The following is a 24,144-nucleotide window of genomic DNA, read 5'->3' on the forward strand; positions in this document are numbered from 1 at the left end:
GACTGTCATCGCGGAGTGCGGCATCTTCCCCTTCACCTGCACGCGACGAATCACAGTTACCCCCACTTACCCCACCCCGCCGGCGCGGGTGAGCGTCAACGCCCCCACCTCAGCCACCCCCCACCCGCCCCCGACCCCCCGAGGCACCCCCATGCACCCCACCCGCCGAACCCTCCTCGCCGGTACCGCAGCCGCCGCAGCCCTCACCGCCCTCCCCCTCCCTCAGGCCCAGGCAGTCACCCGCCCCACCCCCTACCGCTGGCGCAACGTGGTCATGGGCGGCACCGGATTCGTCACCGGCGTCCTCTTCCACCCCGCCGTGCGGGGCCTCGCCTACGCCAGGACGGACATCGGCGGCGCCTACCGCTGGGACGACGGAGCGGCCCGCTGGACCCCCTTGACGGACCACCTCGGCTGGGACGACTGGAACCTCCTCGGCGTGGAGGCGATAGCGATCGACCCGGCGCACAGGAACAGGGTGTACCTGGCCCTGGGAACGTACTCCCAGCCCTGGGCCGGCAACGGCGCGATCCTCGGCTCGGACGACCGCGGCAGAACCTGGACCCGCACGGACCTCCCCGTGAAACTCGGCGCGAACGAGGACGGCAGAGGCGCGGGCGAACGCCTCCTGGTGGACCCGAGGAACAGCGACACCCTGTGGCTGGGCACCCGGCACGACGGCCTGCTCAAGTCGACGGACCGGGGCGGGAGCTGGACGAAGGCGACGTTCCCGCTCACCCCCGGTGCGACCGGCCAGGGCATCACCTTCCTCGTGGCGGCGGGCCGCACCCTGTACGCCGGCTGGGGAGACGGAGACGGCACAACCCCCACCCTGTACCGCACGAGGAACGGCACCCGGTGGGAACCGGCCCCCGCCCAGCCGACCGGCACCGCCGCGAAGGTCCCGGTCCGAGCCGCGTACGACCACCGCACCCGAGCCCTGTACGTGACGTACGCGAACGCCCCCGGCCCGAACGGCCAGTCGGACGGCAGCGTCCACAGACTCTCGACGACGACGGACCGGTGGACGGAGATCACCCCGGCGAAGCCGAACGGCACCACGGACACGTTCGGCTACGGAGGCGTGGCGGTGGACGCCCGCCGCCCGGGAACGGCGGTCGTCTCGACGAACAACCGCTGGTCGGCGGTGGACACCCTGTACCGCACGACGGACGGCGGCGCCACCTGGACGTCCCTCAAGGAGACCGCCGAGTTCGACGTGTCGGAGACTCCCTACCTCGACTGGGGCGGACAGGAACCGAAGTTCGGCTGGTGGATCCAGACGGTGGCGATCGACCCGTACGACTCCCGGCACGTGGTGTACGGCACGGGCGCCACCCTCTACGGCACGAGGGACCTCAAGCACTGGTCCCCGCAGATCAGGGGCCTGGAGGAGGCGTCGGTGGTCCAGCTGGTGTCACCCCCGGCCGGGGAGGCGCACCTGCTGAGCGGATCGCGGGACATCGGCGTCATGTACCACGACCGGCTGACGACGTCCCCGGCGCGAGGGATGGCCACGAACCCCGTGTTCGGGTCGGCGACGGGGCTCGCCCAGGCCGCGGCCAGACCGGCGTACGTCGTCCGCAGCGGCTCGGGCGACCACGGAAACGGCGCGTACTCGGTCGACGGCGGCCGGAGCTGGACGCCCTTCGCCGCTCAGCCCGCCCTCGCCAAGGACGCCCCGGGGCCGATCGCCACGAACGCCGACGGGAGCGTGGTGCTGTGGACGTTCGTCCACTGGGACGGCACCAAGTACCCCGCTCACCGCTCGACGGACAACGGCACCACCTGGTCCGAGATCCCCTCCTTCCCGAAGGGCGCCACACCGGTCGCCGACCCGGCCGATCCGACGCTGTTCTACGCGTTCGACTCCGTTACGGGAACAGTACGGGCCACCACTGACAGTGGCCTCTCCTTCACGGACCGCGCGACGGGCCTCCCGTCCGGCGACAGCGAGTTCGAGCTGGTCGCGGCGCCGGGACGGGCCGGCGACCTCTGGCTGAGCACGAAGACGAACGGCCTCTTCCGCTCCACCGACGGCGGCACGACCTTCACGAAGGCCGCGAGCTGCGCGGCGTCGTACACGGTCGGCTTCGGCAAGGCCGCGCCCGGCGCGCGCTACCCGGCGATCTACCTGGTCGGCACCGTCGGCCCCGCCGGCACCGGCCCCGCCGTCCACCGCTCGGACGACGAGGGGAAGACCTGGGTACGGATCAACGACGACCGCCACCAGTGGGGCTGGACCGGCGAGACGATCACCGGCGACCCGAGGGTGTACGGCCGCGTCTACCTGGCGACGAACGGCCGGGGCATCCAGTACGGGGAGCCGGTCTGATGCCGGGCCTGAGCGACGCCACCAAGGGCCGCATCCTCTTCGGCGGCGACTACAACCCCGAACAGTGGCCCGAGGAGACCTGGCACGAGGACGTCCGCCTCATGCGGGAAGCCGGCGTCAACTCCGTGACCCTGGGCGTCTTTTCCTGGTCCACCCTCGAACCCCGGCCCGGCGAACGGAACTTCGCCTGGCTGGACACCCTGATGGACCTGATGCACACCAACGGCATCGGCGTCGTCCTCGCCACCCCCACCTCCGCACCCCCGCCCTGGCTGGGCCGCCTCCACCCCGACACCCTCCCCGTCACGGAGGACGGCCGCACCGAATGGTGGGGCGGACGCCAGCACTTCTCCCACTCCAGCGCCACCTACCGCCGCTACGCGGCCACGATCACCGAGGCCCTGGCCGCCCGCTACGCCACGCACCCGGCGCTGACGATGTGGCACATCAACAACGAGTACTGCACCTTCGACCACGGCGACGAGGCAGCCGCCGCGTTCCGGCGCTGGCTCCGCAAGCGGTACGGCACACTCGACGCCCTCAACTCCGCCTGGGGAACGGCGTTCTGGAGCCAGGGCTACGACACCTGGGACGGCATCCTCCCCCCACGCACCCCGCACTACCTCAAGAACCCCACCCAGGTACTGGACTTCAGGCGCTTCACCTCGGACGCCCTCCTGGAGTGCTACCTCGCCGAACGGGACATCGTCACCCGGCACACCCCGCACATCCCGGTGACGACGAACTTCATGCCCCTGTGGATCGGCCAGGACGCGTGGCGCTGGTCGCAGGAGGAGGACGTCGTCTCGGTCGACCTCTACCCGGACCCGCGCGACCCCCTCGGCGCACAACACGCCGCCCTGGTACAGGACTTGACCCGCTCCCAGGCCAAGGGCCCCTGGATGCTGATGGAACAGGCCGCGGGCCCGGTCAACTGGCGCGGCGTGAACCACCCCAAGCCCCGCGGCCTGAACCGCCTCTGGTCCCTCCAGTCGGTGGCCCGAGGCGCCGACGCGGTCTGCTGCTTCCAGTGGCGCCAGTCCCGCCAGGGCGCCGAGAAGTTCCACTCCGGGATGGTCAGCCACGCGGGGGAGCAGGGCCGTACGTTCGCCGAGGTCAAGCAGATCGGCGCCGAACTCCCGGCCGTAGCACCGCACCTGACGGCACCTCGGAAATCCGACGTGGCCATCCTCCACGACTGGCACTCCTGGTGGGCCGGAGCCCAGGACGCCCGCCCCTCCGCCCGCGTCGACCTCCCCGACGTCCTGCGCGCCTGGCACCGCGCCCTGTGGGAAGAGAACCTGACCACCGACTTCGCCCACCCCGAACACGACCTGTCCGCCTACAAGGTGGTGGTGGCACCCCAGCTCTACCTCCTCACGGACACCGCGATCGACAACCTCCTCGCGTACGTTCGCGGCGGCGGAACCCTCGTCTGCGGCTTCTTCACCGGAGTCGCGGACGACGACGACCGCATCCGCCCCGGCGGAATGGACGCGCGCCTGCGCGCACTGTTCGGCATCCGCACCCTGCACGAATGGTGGCCCCTCGACGCGGACGAGACCGTCGAGTGCGAGGGCTTCAAGGGAACCCTCTGGTCGGAGGAGCTGGAACCCGAGCCCGGCACCGACCACATCCCGTACAAGGGCGGTGAGTTGGACACCCTCCCGGCGATCGCGCACCGTGACCGCGCCTGGTACGTCTCCACCCTCCCCGAACCGCCCGCCCTGCGCGCCCTCCTCGCCCGCATCGCCACCGAAGCGGGCGTCCGCCCCGCCCTCGACGGCCTCCCGGACGGCGTCGAGGCGGTACGCCGGGGCGAGCTGCTGTTCCTCCTCAACCACAACCGCGACAGTGTCACCCTCCCAGTACCGCCGGACCACCACGACCTGCTGACCGGCACCCCCACCACGGGCGAACTCACCCTCGCCCGGCATGGAGCGGCGGTGCTCAAGCCATGACCCGCACCGGACCCGCCCACGGAACCTGGGAACCCGCCCCCGCCGACCGCTGGGAGGACGGCTACCTCAGCGGCAACGGCCACCACGGCGCCCTCGTGTACGGCGACCCCGGCGACGACCGGGTGATCGTCACCCACCACACCCTCGTCCGCCCGAACGGCTCCGAGGACGCCCGAGCCCCCGACCTCGCGTCCCGACTCGCCGGTGTCCAGGACAGGTTGCTCGCCGGAGACCTCACGGCAGCCGAGGACTTCACCGACCACCGCCCCCTCCAGTGGGTCCAGCCCTTCCACCCCGCCTTCCAGACCCGGATACGACGGGACACGGCCACCCCGACCCACCGCTACCGCCGCACCCTCGACTTCACGACCGGTGAGACGACAGCGGCCGACGCGCACTGGACGAGCCGCGTGTTCGTCTCCCGCGCCGACGACGTGATCGTCCAGCACGTCACGGCGCCCGCACTCACCGCGGACATCTCCCTGGACCACCGACTCCCGGGCGCCCCCGACGACTTGGCCGTCTCCCACACCGTCTCCCTCACCCCCGACGGCGCCCTCCTCGCCCTGCGCGCCCGCTACCCCGACAGCGCCAAGGCGTACACCGGCCTCACCCGGATCGCCGTCACCGGCGGCACGACCTCCCTCACCACGACCGGTGTTCGGGTCGAGAACGCCGAGTCCGTCCTCCTCCTCACCCGGGTCCACAGGTACGACACCCGAGAGCAACGGCACCCCACCGACCCCGCGCTCCCGCACCCGGACGACTACACCGGCCTCCGCGCCCGCCACCTCCCCCGCCACCGCGACGCCTACCACCGCGTCACCCTCGACCTCCACGCCGACCCCGTCCAACGCGCCCTCCCCGGCTCGGAGTTGCTGAAGACCCCGGACAGCCCCGCCCTCCTGGAGCGCCTCTTCGCCGCCGGCCGCTACCACCTCCTCTCCGCCGCCGGCCTCCTCCCGCCCCGCCTCACCGGGCTGTGGACCGGCGACTGGGACACCGCCTGGTCCGGCGCCTTCACCCTCGACGCCAACCTCAACCTCCAGACGTCCTCGGCCGCTTCGGCCGCCCTCCCCGAAGTCACCCAGGCCCTGCGCCAGTTGATCGAGGCCCAACTCGACGACTGGCGCGCCAACGCCCGGTCCGTCTTCGGCGCCCGGGGCATCGTCACCCCCGCCCACACCGACGGCGAGTGCGGCCACTCCTTCCACTTCAGCCGTGAATACCCCCTCCACCTCTGGACGTCCGGCGCGGACTGGCTCCTCAAGCCCCTCGTCGACCACGACGACACAGCGGGCACCCGGGACCCTCGTACGGCTGCGCTGCTCGCCGAACTCGCGGAGTTCTACGAGGACTTCCTGACGCGGACGGACCCACGGGCCGGGACCGGGGAGGTGCCGGAGGGCCAACTCGTCGTCGTCCCCTCGTACTCACCCGAGAACCGCCCGGCGAACGCCGGTTGGGGAGCGCTCAACGCGGCGATGGACCTCTCGGCGGCCCGCCACGCCCTCCTCACGGCAGCCGCGTACCACCCCGAAGCCCCCGACCGGGCCGCCCGCTGGACCGCCCTCGCCCACCGCCTCCCCCCTCACCGCGTCAACCCCGACGGCGCCCTGGCCGAATGGGCCTGGCCCGGTCTCCAGGACACCTACGACCACCGCCACCTGAGCCACCTCTACGCCGTCTGGCCCCTCGGCGAGATCACCCCCTACGACACCCCCGCCCTCGCCGGAGCCGCCCACCGTGCCCTCCAACTCCGGGGCGCCGAGAACGACTCCGCGCACGGCCACCTCCACCACGCCCTGATCGCCGCGAGGCTGAGGGACGGCGCCCGCGTCGGACAGGCTCTCGCCGCCGTCCTGGACGGCGACTTCTTCCACGCGTCCCTGATGAGCGCCCACTACCCCCACCGCCACGTCTACAACGCGGACGCCGCGCACACCCTCCCCACCGTCCTGATCGAGGCGCTGATCCAGTCGGCCCCCGACCGACTGGTCCTCCTCCCGGCGAAGGTCCCGGCACTCGAAGAGGGCCGACTCCGGGGCGTCCGGACGAGGTTCGGCGCCGAGGTCGACCTCGACTGGGACAAGAACGGCGCCAGGGCCGTCGTCCACCCCGCTCGCACGCTCCGTGTCGAGTTGCGGACTTCCACCGGCGCGAGGCCGCTCGACCTCGTCGCCGGAGAAGACCACGTCCTCACCCTGGAGGCGTGGTAACTCCCCTGAAAAACAAGGCATTTCCCCCCACCCATGGAAGGGACACCATGGCAACCCGCACGCTCACCAGGGCCGTCAAGGTCCTGCTCGCCCCCGCACTGGCGCTCGGCGCCACCGTCGCGCTCGCCTCCGCCCCCGCCTCGGCAGCCGTCTGGAACACCTGCGACCAGTGGGGCAACACGAACCTCAACGGCTACACGCTGTACAACAACATCTGGGGTTCGGGCGCCGGAAGCCAGTGCATCTGGGCCAACTCCGGCACCAACTGGGGCGTCAACGCCAACCACCCGGGCACCGGCGGCATCAAGTCCTACCCGAACCAGAAGAAGGTGATCAACAAGACGATCACCTCGCTCGGTTCGCTCAACAGCAGCTACAACGTCTCGGTCCCGTCGTCCGGCGCGTACAACACGTCGTACGACATCTGGCTCAAGAACAACGCGTACGAAGTGATGCTCTGGGTCAACAAGACCGGGGCTGTCGGGCCGCTCGGCACATCGCAGGGCACCGCGACGCTCGGCGGCCACACCTGGACCGTCTACAAGGGCAGCAACGGCTCGAACGAGGTCTTCTCGTTCATCCGCACCTCGAACTCGTCCTCCGGGTCCGTCCAGATCCTCCCGATCCTGAAGTGGATCAAGGACACCAAGGGCTGGTTCGGCAACGAGACCATCGGTGACGTGCAGTTCGGGTACGAGATCACCAGCTCGTCCGGCGGCCTGAACTTTACGACAAACAACCTGACCGTCAGCAGCAGTTGACCAAACCGTGGCCAGGGCGGGGTTTGATGGGGATATGCACAACACCACCCCCACACGCCGCGCCCTGACCACGCTCGCCGTGGCCGCGGCCGTCGCCCTCGGGGCGACGGGAACCGCGGTCGCGGCACCCCAGGCACCCGCCGCGCAGGCGACCGTCACGACGGCGACCACCGCCGCCGACACCTACACCCTGTACTCCATCGCCGACCTCGCCGCCCAGCGCCTCGCCACCGCGGACCTGGTCGCCGCCGCCAAGTTCGGCACCAGCAGCCCCATCGACGACCCGGCCCGCGAACAGCAGGTCCTCGACAGCGTCGCCGCGCAGGCCGAACAGCTCGGCGCCGACCCGGACGCGGTCCGCAAGGTCTTCCGCGACCAGATCGAGGCGAACAAGCTGGTCCAGCGCGGCCTGTTCCAGCGCTGGACCGACCACCCCGACGAGGCCCCCACCACGCGCCCCGACCTCAGCGTCCTCCGCGTCGAGATCAACCGCATCAACACGGAACTGGTCAAGGCCCTCGCCGCGACCGCCACCGACCGCTCCGGGTTCGTCTGCTACCCCGAGCTGTACCTCGGCGCCGCCCAGGTCCGCCACGAACGCCACCTGGACCGCCTGCACACCGAGGCACTCTTCCGCGCACTGCCGTCGGTCTGCGAGAGCTGAGCCCGACAGAGACGACCGTGAGGCCGGCCCCGCAGTCCAGGGACCGGCCTCACGCCGCTACGTCACCGCGCGATCGGCAACTCCGCCCCGTCCCGCAGGAACAGCGGAATCCGCTCCAGCGGCGCCTCGACGGTCACCGCCGCACCCCCCTCGTACGACACCCCCGTCCACGCGTCCGTCCACCGCGCCCCCGCCGGCAGATACGCCGTACGGACCGTCGCCCCCGCCGTCAGCACCGGCGCGACCAGCAGGTCCCGCCCGAACAGGTACGCGTCGTCGACGCCCCAGCTCGCCCGGTCCCCGGGGAACTCCAGGAACAGCGGGCGCATCGGCGGGAGCCCCTCCTCGTGGGCCTCGCGCATGACCTCCAGGACGTACGGCCGCAGCCGCTCGCGCAGCCGCACGTACTCGGCCATGATCGTGCCCGCCGTATCCCCGTACGACCACACCTCGTTGGGCCCGCCGGTCATGCCGGGGCCCAGCGGCATCCCCGGGTCGCGGAACCCGTGCAGCCGCATCAGCGGCGAGAAGGCGCCGAACTGGAACCAGCGGACCATGACTTCGCGGTACGCCGGGTCGTCCGGGTCGCCGCCGTGGAAGCCGCCGATGTCCGTGTTCCACCAAGGAATGCCGGAGAGCGCGGTGTTGAGCCCGGCGGCGATCTGGCGGCGCAGGGTCGGGAAGTCGGTGCCGATGTCGCCGGACCACAGCGCGGCCCCGTACCGCTGACTGCCCGCCCACGCCGAGCGGTTGAGGGTGAGGACCTCCTCGCCCTCCGCGCCGAGCCCCTCCGCGAACGCCCGCGCGTTCTCCAGCGGGTACAGGTTGCCGACCTCAAGTCCCGGCCCCGCCCAGTAGCGCAGGTTCTCCGCGAACCCCGGCTTCAGCTCCGGCTCGCAGGCGTCCAGCCAGAACGCCGTGATCCCGTACGGGGCAAGGTAGTTGTCGCGGATCCGCGACCACACGAAGTCCCGCGCCTCGGGGTTCGTCGCGTCGTAGAAGGCGACCTGTACGGTCGAGGCGACGCCCTTGTCCGGCCAGTCCGCGTGCGCCATCGGACCGTACTGCGTGCCGATGAAGTAGCCGCGCTGCTCCATGAGCTGGTGGTTCTCGGAGAGCGGCGACACCGACGGCCACACGCTCACCACCAACTTGGTTCCCATCTCGGCGAGTTCACGCACCATCCCGGCCGGGTCCGGCCACTCGGCGGGGTCGAACTTCCACTCGCCGAGGTGCGTCCAGTGGAAGAAGTCGCACACGATCGCCGCCAGCGGCAGCCCCCGGCGCTTGTACTCCCGTGCCACAGCCATGAGTTCGTCCTGCGTGCGGTACCGCAGCTTGCACTGCCAGAACCCCGCCGCCCACTGCGGCAGCATCGGCGTACGGCCGGTCACCGCGCTGTAGCGGCGCTGGCCGTCGGCCGGAGAGCCCGCGGTGATCCAGTAGTCGATCTGCCGCGCCGAGTCCGCGACCCACCGCGTCCCGTTGTGCGCCAGCTCCACGCGCCCGACGGCCGGGTTGTTCCACAGCAGCGTGTAGCCCCGACTCGACGTCAGCACCGGGATGTTGACCTCGGCGTTGCGCTGCACCAGATCGAGGACCAGCCCCTTCTGGTCGAACTTCCCGTGCTGGTGCTGCCCGAGCCCGTACAGCTTCTCGTCCTCGTAGGCGGCGAACCGCTGCTCCAGCCGGTGGTAGCCGTTCCCCACGGCCGTGTAGAGGCGCGACCCCGGCCACCAGAAGTGCGCGCGCTCCTCGGCGAGGATCTCCTCCCCGGAGTCCGTCGACAGGAAGCGGACCAGGCCCTCGGCGCTCACCTCGACCGTCAGCGCGCCGACCGTCAACAGGCCCACGCCCTCAGCGAGTTTGACGACCGACTCGGTCGCCGGGGGAGTGTCGAGCAGCGCGCCCGGCAGCTCGGGCAGGACCGGCCCGCCGAGCCGGGACCGCACCCGGACCGCGTCCGGCCCCCACGGCTCGATACGGACGGTCTCCTGGCGCCCGCTCCACTCCAGCGCGCCGCCCCGCTCACGGAACGTCCCGACGGTGGGGGAGGACTGGGCCAGACTGACCTTGGGCTGAGACAGTTCTTCGGCGGACAGAGTCATGAGGCGTGCTCCTGAGGGGAAGCGTGCGGACCTGAAGGCACCCCGAAGGGCGCTGAAGACACCCCGAAGGGCGCCGCGAGGCACCCCGGAACCCTCAGGGCACCCCGACAACGCCCTTCACCAACAGGGCGCCGTACGAAGAGAAGTGACCGTCTGTCAGATGCCGCCCGGGCCCGTGCTCGCCCGGACCGTCAACTCGGGGGAGATCAGCGCCACTTCGGCACCGCCCCGCCCCTCCAGCTTCGCGACGAGCTGCTCCATCGCCCGTCGCCCCATCTCGGCCGCCGGGATCGCCACCGACGTCAGCCTGACCGGCGCCTGCGTCGCCACCTGGTCCGGGCAGATCGCGACCACCGACACGTCCTCCGGCACCGCCCGCCCCTGCTGGCGCAGCAGCGAGAGCAGCGGTTCCACCGCGGACTCGTTCTGCACGACGAACCCCGTGGTCGCCGGGCGCTCGTCGAAGACCCGGGCCAGCGTCGCGGCCAGCGCGTCGTACCCGCCCTCGCACGGCCGGTGCAGCGCGCGCACCCCCAACTCCCTTGCCCGCGACCGCAGTCCGTCCAGCGTGCGGACCGCGAACCCGGTGTGCCGCTCGTACACCCCCGGCGCCTCGCCGATCACGGCGACGTCCCGGTGGCCGAGGTCCGCGAGGTGCTCGACGCACAGCGCGCCCGTCGCGCTCCAGTCGAGGTCGACGCAGGTCAGTCCCGAGGTGTCGGCGGGGAGGCCGATCAGCACCGAGGGGCGGTCGGTCGAGCGCAGCAACGGCAGCCGCTCGTCGTCGAGTTCGACGTCCATCAGGATCATCCCGTCGGCCAGCCCGCTGCCCGTCACCCTGCGTACCGCGTCCGGCCCCTCCTGGCCGGTCAGCAGCAGGATGTCGTAGCCGTAGCCGCGCGCGGCCGTCGCCACCGCGATGGAGATCTCCATCATCACCGGCATGTACATGTCGGTGCGGAGCGGAATCATCAGCGCGATGATGTTCGAGCGGCTGCTCGCGAGCGCGCGCGCACCCGCGTTCGGGTGGTACCCCAACTCCCGGATGCTCTGCTCGACGCGCTGCCGTGTGGTCGTGGAGATGGACCGCTTGCCACTGAGGACATAGCTCACCGTGCTCGCCGAGACTCCGGCGTGCTGGGCGACCTCGGCGAGGGTGACCATCCAGCTCTCCAAGCTTTGTGAAGCGCTTCGACAGTGCGCGTTGCGAACAGGGTGGGTGAGTGGGTGGTTCGACAGTAGCTTCAGTGAGGGATGGGTGTCCATAGGTTGTCGAAGCGCTTCGATAATCACTCCGGAACAGGGCGAACGGGTGCGCGAGGGCTGGTCCAAGCCGCCGTAATCGGGTAAACGATCCAGTAGAACCGATCGGTAACCAGACGTCCCGAACACCCGATCCGCGGCGAGGTGATCCTCATGTCCGCACCACACGCAGAGCCGTCCGGAGCGCAGGGCGAGCCGTCCGTCCCCGGCCCCTCCGTCTCCGAGCGCGAGGCCCGGCAGGTCGCCGAGGCGGCCCGCGAGCAGGACTGGCGCAAACCCAGTTTCGCCAAGGAACTGTTCCTCGGCCGCTTCCGGCTCGACCTGATCCACCCGCACCCCGTCCCGCCCGACGCCGACGTCCGCCGCGGCGAGGAGTTCCTCGCCGCGCTGCGCGACTTCTGCGAGACCAAGGTCGACTCCGCCCGCATCGAGCGCGAGGCGCGCATCCCCGACGAGACGGTCAACGGGCTCAAGGACCTCGGCGCGCTCGGCATGAAGATCGATACGAAGTACGGCGGCCTCGGACTCACCCAGGTCTACTACAACAAGGCCCTGGCGCTGGTCGGTTCGGCGAACCCGGCGCTCGGCGCGCTGCTGTCCGCGCACCAGTCGATCGGGGTGCCGCAGCCGCTGAAGATCTTCGGTACGCAGGAGCAGAAGGACGCGTTCCTGCCGCGCTGCGCCACGACGGCCATCAGCGCGTTCCTGCTCACCGAGCCGGACGTCGGGTCCGATCCCGCGCGGCTCGCGACGACCGCCGTGCCGGACGGGGACGCGTACGTCCTCGACGGCGTCAAGCTGTGGACCACCAACGGGGTCGTCGCCGATCTGCTGGTCGTCATGGCCCGGGTTCCGGTGTCCGAGGGGCACAAGGGCGGGATCACCGCGTTCGTCGTCGAGGCCGACTCCGAGGGGATCACCGTCGAGAACCGCAACGTGTTCATGGGGCTGCGCGGGATCGAGAACGGGGTCACCCGGTTCCACCAGGTGCGGGTGCCCGCCGGCAACCGCATCGGGCCCGAGGGGGCCGGGCTGAAGATCGCGCTCACCACCCTCAACACCGGGCGGCTGTCGCTGCCCGCGATGTGTGTCGGGGCCGGGAAGTGGGCGCTGAAGATCGCCCGCGAGTGGTCCGGCGTCCGTGAGCAGTGGGGAAAACCCGTCGCGTCGCACGAAGCGGTCGGGGCGAAGATCAGCTTCATCGCCGCGACGACCTTCGCGCTGGAGGCCGTTGTCGATCTCTCCTCGCAGATGGCCGACGAGGACCGCAACGACATCCGCATCGAGGCGGCCCTCGCGAAGCTGTACGGCTCCGAGATGGGGTGCCTCATCGCCGACGAGCTGGTGCAGATCCGGGGCGGGCGGGGGTTCGAGACCGCCGAGTCGCTCAAGGCGCGGGGTGAACGGGCCGTCCCCGCCGAGCAGTTGGTCCGCGACCTGCGCATCAACCGCATCTTCGAAGGCTCCACCGAGATCATGCACCTCCTCATCGCCCGCGAGGCGGTCGACGCGCACCTCTCCGTCGCCGGGGACCTCATCGATCCCGACAAGTCCCTCGGGGAGAAGGCGCGCGCGGGTGTGGGGGCCGGTTCCTTCTACGCCCGCTGGCTCCCGAAGCTCGTCGTCGGTGCCGGACAACTCCCCACGTCCTACGACGACTTCAAGAACGGCGTGGACCTCTCGGGGCATCTTCGGTACGTCGAGCGCCACTCCCGCAAGCTCGCGCGGTCCACGTTCTACGCGATGTCCCGGTGGCAGGGGCGGCTGGAGACGAAGCAGGGGTTTCTCGGCCGGGTCGTGGACATCGGGGCGGAGTTGTTCGCGATGAGTGCGGCGTGCGTCCGGGCGGAGCATCTCCGTGCCCAGGGCCAACACGGGCGCGAGGCTTACCAGTTGGCCGACGCGTTCTGCCAACAGGCCAGGGTTCGGGTGGACGAGTTGTTCGGGCGCCTGTGGTCCAACACGGACGACGTGGACCGGAAGGTGGTCAAGGGGGTGCTCGGGGGAGCGTACGAGTGGCTGGAGACCGGCATCGTCGATCCCTCGGGGGAGGGGCCCTGGATCGCCGACGCATCGCCGGGGGCATCTACGAAGGAGAACGTGCACCGGCCGATTCGGTGAAAAGACGGGTGGTAGGGCGAGTGCGGGTCCGTCGTGGCTGGTCGCGCAGTTCCCCGCGCCCCTAAGGCGGCGCTGCCGCGCCGATAAAGACTGCGGCTCGTCGTACTCGCCCTACCCCTCAAGACCTCAGCACCACTTGTGGTCCTTCGTCTTCTTCGTCCATGTGCACGTGTCCACCTTCGCCCCCGTCGCGCGGGTCAAGGTCGCCGTGTCGCCGTCGTTGTTCCAGACGTATGCCCTGCGGTTCTGGAACTTGTCGGCCGTGGTGTCCTTGCCGGTGCCGGTGTGGATCTTCATCGTCTTGCCGGCGGCTATGGAGACGTTCTTGAAGACGTACTTGTGGTTCGAGGCGTCCTTCAGGATCCAGCCCTTGAGGTTCACCGGCTTCTTGCCGGTGTTCTTGAGCTGGACCCACTCCGCGTTGAGGCTCGCGGTGCTGCGGGTGTCCTTGCCCGGGCTGTCGAACCAGATGTGGTACAGCTCGACGCCGCCGGTGGCGGAGTGGGCCGGGGTGGAGAGCGCCGTGCCGAAGAGCAGGGCGGTGCCGCCGAGGGCAGCACAGAGTCGGGTGACACGCATGTGAGAGATCCCCCCTGGATGTCGTATGCGGGACCAGTCCTATCACGGGATCTTCACCAGAAACTCATAAACGGTTATATGAACCACCTCTCACGCGGGCCCCGGCCCACCCCTTGGCGACACCCTGTCCACCCCCACAGCCCATGCGGCGACAATGGGGGAATGACCGACAGTCCAGCCCCTCTCGCCGACCCCCACCTGGTCTTCGCCCCCGTCGCGGGCGACGCCCCCAAGGACGTGGTGATCCTCGGCTCCACCGGCTCGATCGGCACGCAGGCCATCGACCTCGTCCTGCGCAACCCGGACCGCTTCAGGGTCACCGCCCTGTCCGCGCACGGCGCACGCGTCGCCCTGCTCGCCGAGCAGGCGCACCGGCTGCGGGTGCGGACCGTCGCGGTCGCCCGCGAGGACGCCGTACCGGCGCTGCGCGAGGCCCTCGCGGCCGAGTACGGCACCGGCGAGCCGCTCCCGGAGATCCTCGCGGGGCCGGACGCGGCCACGCAGGTCGCCGCCTCCGACTGCCACACCGTCCTGAACGGCATCACCGGCGCCATCGGCCTCGCCCCGACGCTGGCCGCCCTGGAGGCGGGCCGCACCCTCGCGCTCGCCAACAAGGAGTCGCTGATCGTCGGCGGCCCCCTGGTGAAGGCGCTGGCGCAACCCGGTCAGATCATCCCCGTCGACTCCGAGCACGCGGCCCTCTTCCAGGCGCTCGCCTCCGGCACCCGCGCGGACGTCCGCAAGCTCGTCGTCACCGCGTCCGGCGGTCCCTTCCGGGGCCGTACGAAGGACCAGCTCGCGGACGTCACGGTCGAGGAGGCGCTCGCGCACCCCACCTGGGCGATGGGCCCGGTCATCACGATCAACTCGGCGACCCTGGTCAACAAAGGGCTGGAAGTCATCGAGGCGCACCTCCTCTACGACATTCCCTTCGACCGCATTGAGGTGGTCGTGCATCCCCAGTCGTATGTCCACTCGATGGTTGAGTTCACGGACGGATCGACGATGGCCCAGGCGACGCCCCCCGACATGCGCGGGCCGATCGCCATCGGGCTCGGCTGGCCGCACCGCGTCCCCGACGCGGCGCCCACTTTCGACTGGAGCAAGGCTTCCACCTGGGAGTTCTTCCCCCTGGACAACGAGGCGTTCCCCTCGGTGAACCTCGCCCGGCACGTCGGCGAGCTCGCGGGAACGGCTCCGGCGGTGTTCAATGCCGCCAACGAGGAGAGCGTGGAGGCGTTCCGTCGGGGCGCGCTGCCGTTCAACGGGATCATGGAGACCGTCACGCGTGTGGTGGAAGAGCACGTGGTGAAAGAGCACGCGGTGAAAGAACACAGCGTGTCGGGAACTTCGCTCAGCGTGTCGGACGTCCTCGAAGCAGATGCCTGGGCACGAGCCCGGGCCCGGGAACTGACGGCGACCGCGGAGGCGCGCGCATGACCGCTCTGATGATGATCCTCGGCATAGTCGTCTTCGTGCTCGGGCTGCTGTTCTCGATCGCGTGGCACGAGCTGGGGCACTTCACGTTCGCCAAGCTCTTCGGCATCCGGGTGCCGCAGTTCATGGTCGGCTTCGGGCCGACCGTCTTCTCCCGCAAGAAGGGCGAGACCGAGTACGGCGTCAAGGCCATCCCCATGGGCGGCTACATCCGCATGATCGGGATGTTCCCGCCGGGCGAGGACGGCCGGATCTCCACGCGGTCCACGTCCCCGTGGCGCACGATGATCGAGGACGCGCGCTCCGCCTCCATGGAGGAGATCCAGCCGGGCGACGAGACGCGGATGATGTACACGCGCAAGCCCTGGAAGCGCGTCATCATCATGGCCGCCGGACCCGTACAGAACCTGATCCTCGCGGCGATCCTCTTCCTCACCGTCCTCATGGGCTTCGGGATCTCCCAGCAGACCACCACGGTCAGCTCGGTCTCCCAGTGCGTCATCAACCAGAACGAGAACCGCGACACGTGCAGGACCGGCGACCCCGCGTCCCCGGCCGCCGCCGCGGGGCTCAAGGCCGGTGACAAGATCGTCTCCTTCGACGGCGTGCGGACCGAGAAGTGGGACTCCCTCTCCGACCTCATCCGCGCCAGCGCCGACAAGACCGTCCCGATCGTCGTCCAGCGCGACGGCAAGGACGTCACCCTCCGGGCGAAGATCGCCGAGAACCAGGTCGCCAAGAAGGACTCCAGCGGGCAGATCGTCCAGGGGCAGTACGTCAAGGCCGGGTTCCTCGGCTTCAGCGCCGCCACCGGCATCGTCCAGCAGGACTTCGGCGACTCCGTCACCTGGATGACCGACCGCGTCGGCGAGGCCGCCGACTCCATCGTCGCCCTGCCCGGCAAGATCCCCGCGCTGTGGGACGCCGCGTTCGACGGGGGCAAGCGTGAGGCCGACTCCCCGATGGGCGTCGTCGGCGCGGCTCGGGTCGGCGGCGAGATCTTCACCCTCGACATCCCGCCGTCCCAGCAGCTCGCCATGGCGCTCATGCTGGTCGCAGGGTTCAACCTCTCCCTGTTCCTCTTCAACATGCTCCCGCTGCTGCCGCTCGACGGCGGGCACATCGCGGGCGCGCTGTGGGAGTCGCTGCGCAGGAACCTCGCGCGCGTCCTGCGCAGGCCCGACCCCGGCCCGTTCGACGTGGCGAAGCTCATGCCGCTCGCCTACGTCGTCGCCGGGGTGTTCATCTGCTTCACGATCCTCGTCCTCATCGCGGACGTGGTGAACCCGGTGAAAATCTCGTAGCCATCCAGCGTTCACGACGGCCGGGCACCCTAGGTGTCCGGCCGTCGTCCGTCCAGCGGGTTTGACAAGGAAAATGTGCCCGGTGGGGGTCTCGTGTCGTAACCTCGGACCCCGGTGGCCCGCGCGCTCACGGGACCGGTCTTGATCCACGACATGGGGTTGCACAGCAGATGACTGCGATTTCTCTCGGCATGCCGTCCGTTCCGACCAAGGTCGCCGAGCGGCGCAAGAGCAGGCAGATCCAGGTCGGGTCGGTCGCGGTGGGCGGGGACGCACCGGTGTCCGTGCAGTCGATGACCACGACGCGTACGTCCGACATCGGGGCCACGCTTCAGCAGATCGCCGAGCTCACCGCGTCCGGGTGCCAGATCGTGCGGGTCGCCTGTCCTACGCAGGACGACGCGGACGCGCTCGCCACCATCGCGCGGAAATCGCAGATTCCCGTCATCGCCGACATCCACTTCCAGCCCAAGTACGTCTTCGCGGCGATCGAGGCGGGGTGCGCCGCCGTGCGCGTCAACCCCGGCAACATCAAGCAGTTCGACGACAAGGTGCGGGAGATCGCCAAGGCCGCGAACGATCACGGGACGCCCATCCGGATCGGCGTCAACGCCGGGTCCCTCGACCGGCGGCTGCTCCAGAAGTACGGCAAGGCCACGCCCGAGGCGCTCGTCGAGTCCGCTCTGTGGGAGGCGTCGCTGTTCGAGGAGCACGACTTCCGGGACATCAAGATCTCCGTCAAGCACAACGATCCCGTCGTGATGATCGAGGCGTACCGGCAGCTTGCCGCGCAGTGCGAGTACCCGTTGCACCTCGGGGTCACCGAGGCGGGGCCCGCCTTCCAGGGCACGATCAAGTCCGCCGTCGCCTTCGGCGCGCTTCTGTCCCAGGGCATCGGGGACACCATCCGCGTCTCCCTCTCCGCGCCTCCCGTCGAGGAGGTCAAGGTCGGGAACCAGATCCTGGAGTCCCTCAACCTCAAGCAGCGTGGCCTGGAGATCGTGTCCTGTCCGTCCTGTGGGCGCGCGCAGGTGGACGTCTACAAGCTGGCCGAGGAAGTCACCGCGGGTCTCACCGGTATGGATGTCCCCCTCCGGGTGGCGGTCATGGGCTGCGTGGTGAACGGCCCCGGCGAGGCGCGTGAAGCTGACCTGGGTGTTGCGTCCGGCAACGGCAAGGGGCAGATCTTCGTCAAGGGCGAGGTCATCAAGACGGTCCCGGAGTCGAAGATCGTGGAGACGCTGATCGAAGAGGCGATGAAGCTGGCGGAGCAGATGCAGGAGGAAGGCATCGCCTCCGGCGAACCGTCGGTCTCGGTAGCAGGCTAATTTCTTTCGCCCCCGCCGCCCCTACCCGTCCCATCCTCAAGGGGCTCCGCCTCTTGGACCCCGATGGGGTGGGTGGGCGGGTGCGGGTCCGATGTGGCTGGTCGCGCAGTTCCCCGCGCCCCCGAAAGAAGTGGGTGGTTCTGCCCGTGTGGCGGTAGCCGCATACCAGAGAGCCTTCCGGGAGCTGAGTTTCACGGCCGTGGAGAACCTCGTCGTGGCTCACATCGGCACAGGTCCACGCATCACGCCGCCCCGCCGCAACCCCTTTAGGGGCGCGGGGCTGTATCAATATGCGGCTCCGCCGCGTGGGCGCGCCCAGCCCCCCACGACCCGCACCCGCCGACCGACCCACAGCGGCACCCCCTTCCGCGCCCCGCCCTCGAATCCGCACCACCCCCAAGCCCGTCCGGCGTTCGAGGACAAAGCGGGGGCGGTCGGTCCGGGCGGCATTCGCGAGCCCGGCGACAACAGGGACCGGCCCAGCCCCCGGCAGGGAGAGGCGCGGGCAAGCTTCCGCAGGTACAGTGCGGGAAATCAAGAACCCCACCGTGAGGCCCCACCCCGTGCTGACCCACACCACCTCCCGGGTCCTCGAACCGAGCGACCTGAACGCGGCTCTCGCCATCCTCGGCAAGGAGCCGGTCGCGAACGCGTTCGTGACGTCGCGGGTGCAGGTCGCCGGACTGGACCCATGGCGGCTGGGCGGCGAGATGTGGGGCTGGTACGAGGCGGGGATGCTGACGTCCCTGTGCTACGCGGGCGCGAACCTCGTACCGATCTGCGCCACCCCCCGAGCCGTACGGGCCTTCGCGGACCGGGCGAGAAGGAGCGGCCGGCGCTGCTCGTCGATCGTCGGACCGGCGGAGCCCACCGCGGACCTGTGGCGCCTGCTCGAACCCCACTGGGGCCCGGCGAGGGACGTCAGACCCCAGCAACCCCTGATGGTCACGGACCGCATGCCGACGGACATCACCCCCGACCCGTACGTCCGCCGCATCCGCAAGGACGAGATGGAAACGATCCTGCCGGCCTGCGTGGCGATGTTCACGGAGGAGGTCGGCGTCTCCCCGCTGGCGGGCGACGGCGGCCTCCTCTACCAGGCGAGGGTCGCCGAACTCGTCGGCACGGGCCGCTCCTTCGCGCGGCTCGACGACCGGGGCCGGGTCATGTTCAAGGCGGAGATCGGCGCCGCGACGAGGGAGGCGTGCCAGATCCAGGGCGTCTGGGTGGCCCCCGAGTACCGGGGCCTCGGCATCGCCGCCCCCGGCATGGCCGCGGTCCTGCGCTACGCCCTCGCGGACGTGGCCCCGGTGGTGAGCCTGTACGTCAACGACTTCAACACGCCCGCGAGAAGGACGTACCGAAGGGTCGGCTTCCAGGAGGTCGGCGCGTTCATGAGCGTGCTGTTCTGAAACCCCGCGAGACAACCCCGTACGGAGAACCCGCACCCCACCCCCACCAGGAACCCCCCTGTAGGCTCCCCGCATGGACCTGGTGATCGGCCCCCTGGACCTCTCCGCCCGCGTGGACGAGGCACTGTCGGTCCAGGCGATCGCATTCGGCCTGGCCCCCGACGAAGTGGCGGTCAGACGGCAGATCGTCCTGCGCCACATGACGAACCCGGGCGCCCGCGCCCTCGGCGTCACCACGTCCGAAGGCCGCCTCGCGGGGTTCGTGTACGGGATGCCGAACGACCGCGCGCACTGGTGGTCCACGGTCGTCGAGCCGTACCTGAGGGCGCTCGGCAACACGCACTGGCTGGACGACTCGTTCGTGATCACGGAACTGCACGTGCACCCGGCGTACCAGAACCGGGGCGCGGGCCGGGCCCTGATCACGGCGATCACCGACGGTGTGCCGCACCCCCGCTCGATCCTCTCGGCGATCGACACGGACAGCCCCGCGAGGGCCCTGTACCGCTCGCTCGGCTACCAGGACCTGGCCCGCAGGGTCCTCTTCCCGAGCGCCCCGCGCCCGTACGCGGTGATGGGCGCCCCCCTGCCCCTCCTGCGGCGGACGGATTTCCGACCAGCCAGGGCCGACGGCTAATCTCCTAGCCATCACCTTTATCCGGCAGGAGTACGAGACACCATGGCGAACGCACCGGTCCAGCGCATGTCCCAGCTGATGGCGAAAACACTGCGCGACGACCCGGCCGACGCCGAGGTCCTCAGCCACAAGCTCCTGGTCCGCGCGGGCTACGTACGCCGTACGGCCGCCGGCATCTGGTCCTGGCTGCCGCTCGGCAAGAAGGTCCTGGCGAACGTCGAGCGCATCGTCCGCGAGGAGATGGACGCGATCGGCGCCCAGGAAGTCCTGCTGCCGGCGCTGCTGCCCCGGGAACCCTACGAGGCGACGGGCCGTTGGGAGGAGTACGGGGCGGAGCTGTTCCGCCTCCAGGACCGCAAGGGCGGCGACTACCTCCTCGGCCCGACCCACGAGGAGATCTTCACCCTGCTGGTGAAGGACCAGGCGTCGTCGTACAAGGACCTGCCCGTCATCCTCTACCAGATCCAGCACAAGTACCGTGACGAGGCCCGCCCCCGGGCCGGCATCCTGCGCGGGCGCGAGTTCCTGATGAAGGACTCGTACTCGTTCGACACGGAGGACGAGGGCCTGGCGCACTCGTACGCCCTGCACCGCGCCGCCTACCAGAAGGTGTTCGCGCGGCTCGGCCTCGACTACCGCATCTGCGCGGCGACCGCCGGCGCGATGGGCGGCTCGAAGTCGGAGGAGTTCCTGGCCCCCGCCGAGGCCGGCGAGGACACCTTCGCGGACTGCCCGAACTGCGACTTCGCGGCGAACACGGAGGCGGTGAACTTCGCCCTCGTCCCGCAGGAGGCCACCGCCCCCGCGCTGGAGGAGATCCCCACCCCCGACACCCCGACGATCGAGACCCTGGCCGCCGCCCTCGGCGTCCCCGCCTCCGCGACGCTGAAGAACCTGCTGGTCAAGGTGGACGGCGAGATCGTCGCCGTCGGCGTCCCCGGTGACCGCGAGGTCGACCTCGGCAAGGTCGAGGCCCACTTCGCGCCCGCCACGGTCGAACTGGTCACCGCCGAGGACTTCACCGGCCGCCCCGACCTCGTGCGCGGGTACGTCGGTCCGCAGGGCCGCCAGGAGAAGCTCACCTACATCGCGGACCCGCGCATCGCCCCCGGCACCGCCTGGATCACCGGCGCCAACAAGGACCAGACGCACGCGAAGAACGTCGTCGCGGGCCGTGACTTCGAGGTCGACGCGTACGTCGACGTCGTGGTCGTCCAGGAGGGCGACCCCTGCCCCGCCTGCGGCACCGGCCTCAAGCTGGACCGCGCCATCGAGATCGGCCACATCTTCCAGCTCGGCCGCAAGTACGCCGACGCCCTCAAGCTCGACGTCCTCGGCCAGCACGGCAAGCCGGTCCGCGTCACGATGGGCTCGTACGGCATCGGCGTCTCCCGCGCCGTCGCCGCGCTCGCGGAGCAGACCGCCGACGACAAGGGCCTGTGCTGGCCCGCCGAGGTCGCCCCGGCCGACGTCCACGTGGTCGCCGCGGGCAAGGCCCTCCAGACCGAACTGGCCCTGGAAGTCTCCGAGAAGCTCCGTGACGCCGGTCTCCGCGTCCTCGTCGACGACCGCGCGGGCGTCTCGCCGGGCGTCAAGTTCACCGACTCCGAGCTGATGGGGGTGCCGAAGATCCTGGTCGCGGGCCGCCGCGCCGCCGAGGGCGTCCTGGAGCTGAAGGACCGCAGGACGGGTGAGCGCGAGGAGCTGACGGTGGACGAGGCGATCGCCCGCCTGACCGTCTGAGGAAACGCCCCGGGAACCTCACCGGGTTCTCTCGGACCGTTCCCCGGCCGTGGTGTGTGACAGAACGTCACCACGGAGGGGAACGGTCAGAGCCACCCGGCGAATTCCAGCAGCAACTCCGCATCCGCCGTCCGTCCCACCCGCATGGCCCGGACCCCGGACTCCACCGCCCGGAACAGCACCCACCCCCGCAACCTCTCCTGATCCACCTCCAGCGCCTCGGCCAGCTTCTTCACCCGCCGCCGGGCAACCGAGGCCCCCGAAGGCGACCCCACCAGATCCTCCACGCGGTCCCGGACCAGCCGCGCCAGATCGAACGCGCACTCACCCACCACCGGATCGGGCCCCACGGCCAGCCAGGGCGACCGCTCACCCGCGAGCACCTTGCTCTGCCGGAACGTCCCGTGCAGCAACCGCACCTCGGACTCCGACCCCACCAACTCCTCCCGCACCCCGAGCGCCGCATCCACCAGGGACCCCACGAGCGCGTCCCCCCGCCCGGCGAACCGCATCGCCTCGACCTGTCGCCCCGTCCGCTCGGCGACGGTCTCGAAGGCGAACCCCTCCGGCGGCTCGACCCACAACCGCCGAAGAGCCCCCGCCGCTTCGAGCGTCGCCTTCGCCTCCGGCAGGGTCCGCACGGAGACGTCGGTCCGCAACCGCTCCAGCAGCAGCACCCCGTCCCCACCGCCCAGCACCTGTACGGCCCCGAGCCCGCCCCAGTGCTCCAGCGCGGCCAGCTCCGCGGCGGGCCGGAACCGTTCGGGAGCGACCTTCAGCACAGCGGGACCACCGTCGGCGAGCCGCACGAGGACGACGAGGCTGCTCCGCCCCCCGGGCACCTGCACCCGCTCGACACCCACCCCGCACGCGGAAACGGCCCGCTCGACGAGGGAGGGCAACCCCTCCAGCCAGGCGGCAGCACCCGGCACGCTCTCGGAGAGCGCCCGGACCAACCGCTGAGGCGGCTCGATGTGCGGCATGCGTGAGGTGTTCCCTTCTGGCTGCTGACATTCCCGATGGACCGAGACCCGGGCTCACCCCGAGGGCGTCACCCCCGCAGAAGCACCGGAATCCGCCGAAGTACCAGGTTCCGCCGAAGCGCCGGAATCCGCAGAAGCCCCCGCCCCCGCCCCACCCCGCTCCGCGAGCCCAGGGAAGGCTACGCTCCCCCCGCCCCACCGCACCGCCCGCACCGACGCCTCCCGCAGCGCCCCGGCCGCGTCCCCCCGCCGCGCCCCGGAGGTGGCCCGCACGAGGTCGGAGTACACCCCGGCGATCCGCTCCTCCAACTGCGCGGCGAGCCGTACGGCGGCGGCGGACCCGTCGACGGGGAACGGCAACGCGTACCCGGCGTTCGCGGCGACCGGCTCGGCACCGAGGTCCCGTACGGCCCGCGCGAGCGCGTCACGCCGGGCCCGGTGGGCGTCCCACGCGACGCGAGCCTCACCCCGCCGCGCCTCTCCGATCTGGCCCCCGACAACCCCGTACCCGTACACAGCCGCATGCTCGGCGGCCAACGCGGCCTGGAGGGCGTCCAGTTCGGCGCTCATCGGGCTCCCTCCGCCAGTACGTACGCGTGCACGGCCCCGGCAGCCGCCACGGACGCGAGCAGCCGCGCCAGCTCCCCGGGCACGGTCAGTAGCTCGGCCGCCCGCCGATCGGCCAACGCCCGCTCGGCGGCGGCGAGTTGGGTGAGGGCGGACTTGTCGTCGACGGGAGGCGCGGGCGAGACACCCCCAGAGGCACCCCCAGAAGCACTCCCGGAGACACCCTCAGAGGGAGCCCCGGATGGAGTCCCGGACGCCGACGCGGAAGGAGACGCCGACGCGGTCCCCCCGAACGCCCCCGCATGCCGCACGACCTCCCCCCGCAACGGCGCGAGCAACCCCGTGAGCCCCGGCCGCACCGCGAGCACCGCGTCGTACTGCCTCACGAGCCCCTGACTGTCCTGGACGGCCCGGGCCCGCACCCGCTGGGACACGGAGGGCGCCCCGGAGGCGGTCTCCTCGGCGGAGGGCCCGGAGGAGGAGCAGCCGGCGGCACCGAACACGGCCGCGGTGGCAAGTAGGGTTCTTCGGCGCGACGGGGAGTACGACACGTCAGACGTCCTCGGCAGACTCGTACGGCAGGGAAAGGGAGAGAAGACAGCAGGTGATCACGGTACCCGCGCTCAGGCGTCCGGCCCCACTGCCGCGGGCACGCGTGGACGGCAACACCCTCCGCGACCGGATACCCTTTGACCAGACACGCGACCATCCCACAACAGCAC

The 24,144-nt window shown here is 70.8% G+C and carries 18 protein-coding genes; 12 read left to right on the top strand and 6 right to left on the bottom strand.

The features are described 5' to 3' along the window. The first annotated feature begins 151 nt into the window (after positions 1 to 151). The 5 genes from ACQCO7_RS31415 to ACQCO7_RS31435 are packed head-to-tail and all read left to right on the top strand — an operon-like array spanning position 152 to position 7,940. Complete coding sequence (locus ACQCO7_RS31415; protein ID WP_464074955.1) at positions 152 to 2,335, top strand: WD40/YVTN/BNR-like repeat-containing protein; 2,184 nt, start codon at positions 152 to 154, stop codon at positions 2,333 to 2,335. Beyond that, positions 2,335 to 4,296, top strand: a complete 1,962-nt coding sequence (locus ACQCO7_RS31420) for a beta-galactosidase (RefSeq protein WP_464074956.1) — start codon at positions 2,335 to 2,337, stop codon at positions 4,294 to 4,296. Before ACQCO7_RS31415 ends, ACQCO7_RS31420 begins: the two co-directional genes overlap by 1 nt. Further along, the gene (locus tag ACQCO7_RS31425; RefSeq protein ID WP_464074957.1) at positions 4,293 to 6,515 is read left to right on the top strand and encodes a glycosyl hydrolase family 95 catalytic domain-containing protein; all 2,223 of its coding nucleotides are present in this window, start codon (positions 4,293 to 4,295) and stop codon (positions 6,513 to 6,515) included. The genes ACQCO7_RS31420 and ACQCO7_RS31425 overlap by 4 nt, the downstream gene beginning before the upstream one ends. Positions 6,516 to 6,562: 47 nt before the next feature. Then, positions 6,563 to 7,276, top strand: coding sequence for a glycoside hydrolase family 12 protein (locus ACQCO7_RS31430; protein WP_464074958.1), 714 nt, complete (start codon positions 6,563 to 6,565; stop codon positions 7,274 to 7,276). A 34-nt stretch (positions 7,277 to 7,310) separates the two neighbouring features. Continuing rightward, entirely contained in the window at positions 7,311 to 7,940 is a 630-nt protein-coding gene (locus ACQCO7_RS31435; protein WP_464074959.1) for a chorismate mutase, read from the top strand. Positions 7,941 to 8,002: 62 nt separating this feature from the next. Here the strand turns inward: ACQCO7_RS31435 and ACQCO7_RS31440 are convergent, their stop codons facing one another. Next, on the bottom strand, positions 8,003 to 10,048 hold the full coding sequence (locus tag ACQCO7_RS31440) for a glycoside hydrolase family 31 protein (protein ID WP_464074960.1): 2,046 nt from the start codon (positions 10,046 to 10,048) through the stop codon (positions 8,003 to 8,005). Between the two features lie 156 nt (positions 10,049 to 10,204). Beyond that, positions 10,205 to 11,212 carry a LacI family DNA-binding transcriptional regulator gene (locus tag ACQCO7_RS31445; protein WP_409114122.1) on the bottom strand — a complete coding sequence of 336 codons (1,008 nt, stop codon included), beginning with the start codon at positions 11,210 to 11,212 and terminating at the stop codon, positions 10,205 to 10,207. 252 nt (positions 11,213 to 11,464) lie between these two features. Between ACQCO7_RS31445 and ACQCO7_RS31450 the strand changes: the two genes are divergently transcribed. Next, a complete protein-coding gene (locus ACQCO7_RS31450; protein WP_464074961.1) occupies positions 11,465 to 13,432 on the top strand; it encodes an acyl-CoA dehydrogenase family protein in 1,968 nt (655 codons plus the stop codon). A gap of 126 nt (positions 13,433 to 13,558) precedes the next feature. Here ACQCO7_RS31450 and ACQCO7_RS31455 read toward each other — a convergent pair whose 3' ends face one another. Then, positions 13,559 to 14,011, bottom strand: coding sequence for a lamin tail domain-containing protein (locus tag ACQCO7_RS31455; protein WP_464074962.1), 453 nt, complete (start codon positions 14,009 to 14,011; stop codon positions 13,559 to 13,561). Positions 14,012 to 14,173: 162 nt separating this feature from the next. On the opposite strand from ACQCO7_RS31455, the gene dxr reads away from it, so the two are divergent. The 6 genes from dxr (at position 14,174) to ACQCO7_RS31485 (ending at position 21,872) form a co-directional block, all read left to right on the top strand. Beyond that, positions 14,174 to 15,451, top strand: coding sequence for a 1-deoxy-D-xylulose-5-phosphate reductoisomerase (gene dxr, locus ACQCO7_RS31460; RefSeq protein ID WP_464074963.1), 1,278 nt, complete (start codon positions 14,174 to 14,176; stop codon positions 15,449 to 15,451). Beyond that, a complete protein-coding gene (locus tag ACQCO7_RS31465) occupies positions 15,448 to 16,752 on the top strand; it encodes a M50 family metallopeptidase (protein WP_464074964.1) in 1,305 nt (434 codons plus the stop codon). Before dxr ends, ACQCO7_RS31465 begins: the two co-directional genes overlap by 4 nt. 170 nt (positions 16,753 to 16,922) lie before the next feature. Next, positions 16,923 to 18,080 carry a flavodoxin-dependent (E)-4-hydroxy-3-methylbut-2-enyl-diphosphate synthase gene (gene ispG, locus ACQCO7_RS31470; RefSeq protein ID WP_464074965.1) on the top strand — a complete coding sequence of 386 codons (1,158 nt, stop codon included), beginning with the start codon at positions 16,923 to 16,925 and terminating at the stop codon, positions 18,078 to 18,080. A 563-nt stretch (positions 18,081 to 18,643) separates the two neighbouring features. Further along, positions 18,644 to 19,492, top strand: a complete 849-nt coding sequence (locus ACQCO7_RS31475; RefSeq protein ID WP_464077331.1) for a GNAT family N-acetyltransferase — start codon at positions 18,644 to 18,646, stop codon at positions 19,490 to 19,492. 73 nt (positions 19,493 to 19,565) lie between these two features. Continuing rightward, positions 19,566 to 20,129 (top strand): GNAT family N-acetyltransferase, encoded by a 564-nt coding sequence (locus ACQCO7_RS31480; protein WP_464074966.1) that lies wholly within the window; start codon positions 19,566 to 19,568, stop codon positions 20,127 to 20,129. A 42-nt stretch (positions 20,130 to 20,171) separates the two neighbouring features. Continuing rightward, positions 20,172 to 21,872, top strand: a complete 1,701-nt coding sequence (locus ACQCO7_RS31485) for a proline--tRNA ligase (protein WP_464074967.1) — start codon at positions 20,172 to 20,174, stop codon at positions 21,870 to 21,872. Positions 21,873 to 21,958: 86 nt separating this feature from the next. Here the strand turns inward: ACQCO7_RS31485 and ACQCO7_RS31490 are convergent, their stop codons facing one another. Genes ACQCO7_RS31490 through ACQCO7_RS31500 form a run of 3 tightly spaced genes read right to left on the bottom strand, consistent with a single transcriptional unit; the run spans position 21,959 to position 23,925 of the window. Beyond that, positions 21,959 to 22,855 carry an aminoglycoside phosphotransferase family protein gene (locus ACQCO7_RS31490; protein WP_464074968.1) on the bottom strand — a complete coding sequence of 299 codons (897 nt, stop codon included), beginning with the start codon at positions 22,853 to 22,855 and terminating at the stop codon, positions 21,959 to 21,961. A gap of 54 nt (positions 22,856 to 22,909) precedes the next feature. After that, positions 22,910 to 23,425: a ferritin-like domain-containing protein gene (locus ACQCO7_RS31495; protein WP_464074969.1), complete on the bottom strand. Its 516-nt coding sequence runs from the start codon at positions 23,423 to 23,425 to the stop codon at positions 22,910 to 22,912. Next, positions 23,422 to 23,925: a hypothetical protein gene (locus ACQCO7_RS31500; RefSeq protein WP_464074970.1), complete on the bottom strand. Its 504-nt coding sequence runs from the start codon at positions 23,923 to 23,925 to the stop codon at positions 23,422 to 23,424. Before ACQCO7_RS31500 ends, ACQCO7_RS31495 begins: the two co-directional genes overlap by 4 nt. Positions 23,926 to 24,144: the final 219 nt, after the last annotated feature.

It is taken from the genome of Streptomyces saintjeani, assembly GCF_055409605.1.

Coding starts and splice junctions, on each gene's coding strand:
- ACQCO7_RS31415 (WP_464074955.1), top strand. CDS start 152: ATGCACCCCACCCGCCGAACCCTCCTCGCCGGTACCGCAGCCGCCGCA.
- ACQCO7_RS31420 (WP_464074956.1), top strand. CDS start 2,335: ATGCCGGGCCTGAGCGACGCCACCAAGGGCCGCATCCTCTTCGGCGGC.
- ACQCO7_RS31425 (WP_464074957.1), top strand. CDS start 4,293: ATGACCCGCACCGGACCCGCCCACGGAACCTGGGAACCCGCCCCCGCC.
- ACQCO7_RS31430 (WP_464074958.1), top strand. CDS start 6,563: ATGGCAACCCGCACGCTCACCAGGGCCGTCAAGGTCCTGCTCGCCCCC.
- ACQCO7_RS31435 (WP_464074959.1), top strand. CDS start 7,311: ATGCACAACACCACCCCCACACGCCGCGCCCTGACCACGCTCGCCGTG.
- ACQCO7_RS31440 (WP_464074960.1), bottom strand. CDS start 10,048: ATGACTCTGTCCGCCGAAGAACTGTCTCAGCCCAAGGTCAGTCTGGCC.
- ACQCO7_RS31445 (WP_409114122.1), bottom strand. CDS start 11,212: ATGGTCACCCTCGCCGAGGTCGCCCAGCACGCCGGAGTCTCGGCGAGC.
- ACQCO7_RS31450 (WP_464074961.1), top strand. CDS start 11,465: ATGTCCGCACCACACGCAGAGCCGTCCGGAGCGCAGGGCGAGCCGTCC.
- ACQCO7_RS31455 (WP_464074962.1), bottom strand. CDS start 14,011: ATGCGTGTCACCCGACTCTGTGCTGCCCTCGGCGGCACCGCCCTGCTC.
- dxr (WP_464074963.1), top strand. CDS start 14,174: ATGACCGACAGTCCAGCCCCTCTCGCCGACCCCCACCTGGTCTTCGCC.
- ACQCO7_RS31465 (WP_464074964.1), top strand. CDS start 15,448: ATGACCGCTCTGATGATGATCCTCGGCATAGTCGTCTTCGTGCTCGGG.
- ispG (WP_464074965.1), top strand. CDS start 16,923: ATGACTGCGATTTCTCTCGGCATGCCGTCCGTTCCGACCAAGGTCGCC.
- ACQCO7_RS31480 (WP_464074966.1), top strand. CDS start 19,566: ATGGACCTGGTGATCGGCCCCCTGGACCTCTCCGCCCGCGTGGACGAG.
- ACQCO7_RS31485 (WP_464074967.1), top strand. CDS start 20,172: ATGGCGAACGCACCGGTCCAGCGCATGTCCCAGCTGATGGCGAAAACA.
- ACQCO7_RS31490 (WP_464074968.1), bottom strand. CDS start 22,855: ATGCCGCACATCGAGCCGCCTCAGCGGTTGGTCCGGGCGCTCTCCGAG.
- ACQCO7_RS31495 (WP_464074969.1), bottom strand. CDS start 23,425: ATGAGCGCCGAACTGGACGCCCTCCAGGCCGCGTTGGCCGCCGAGCAT.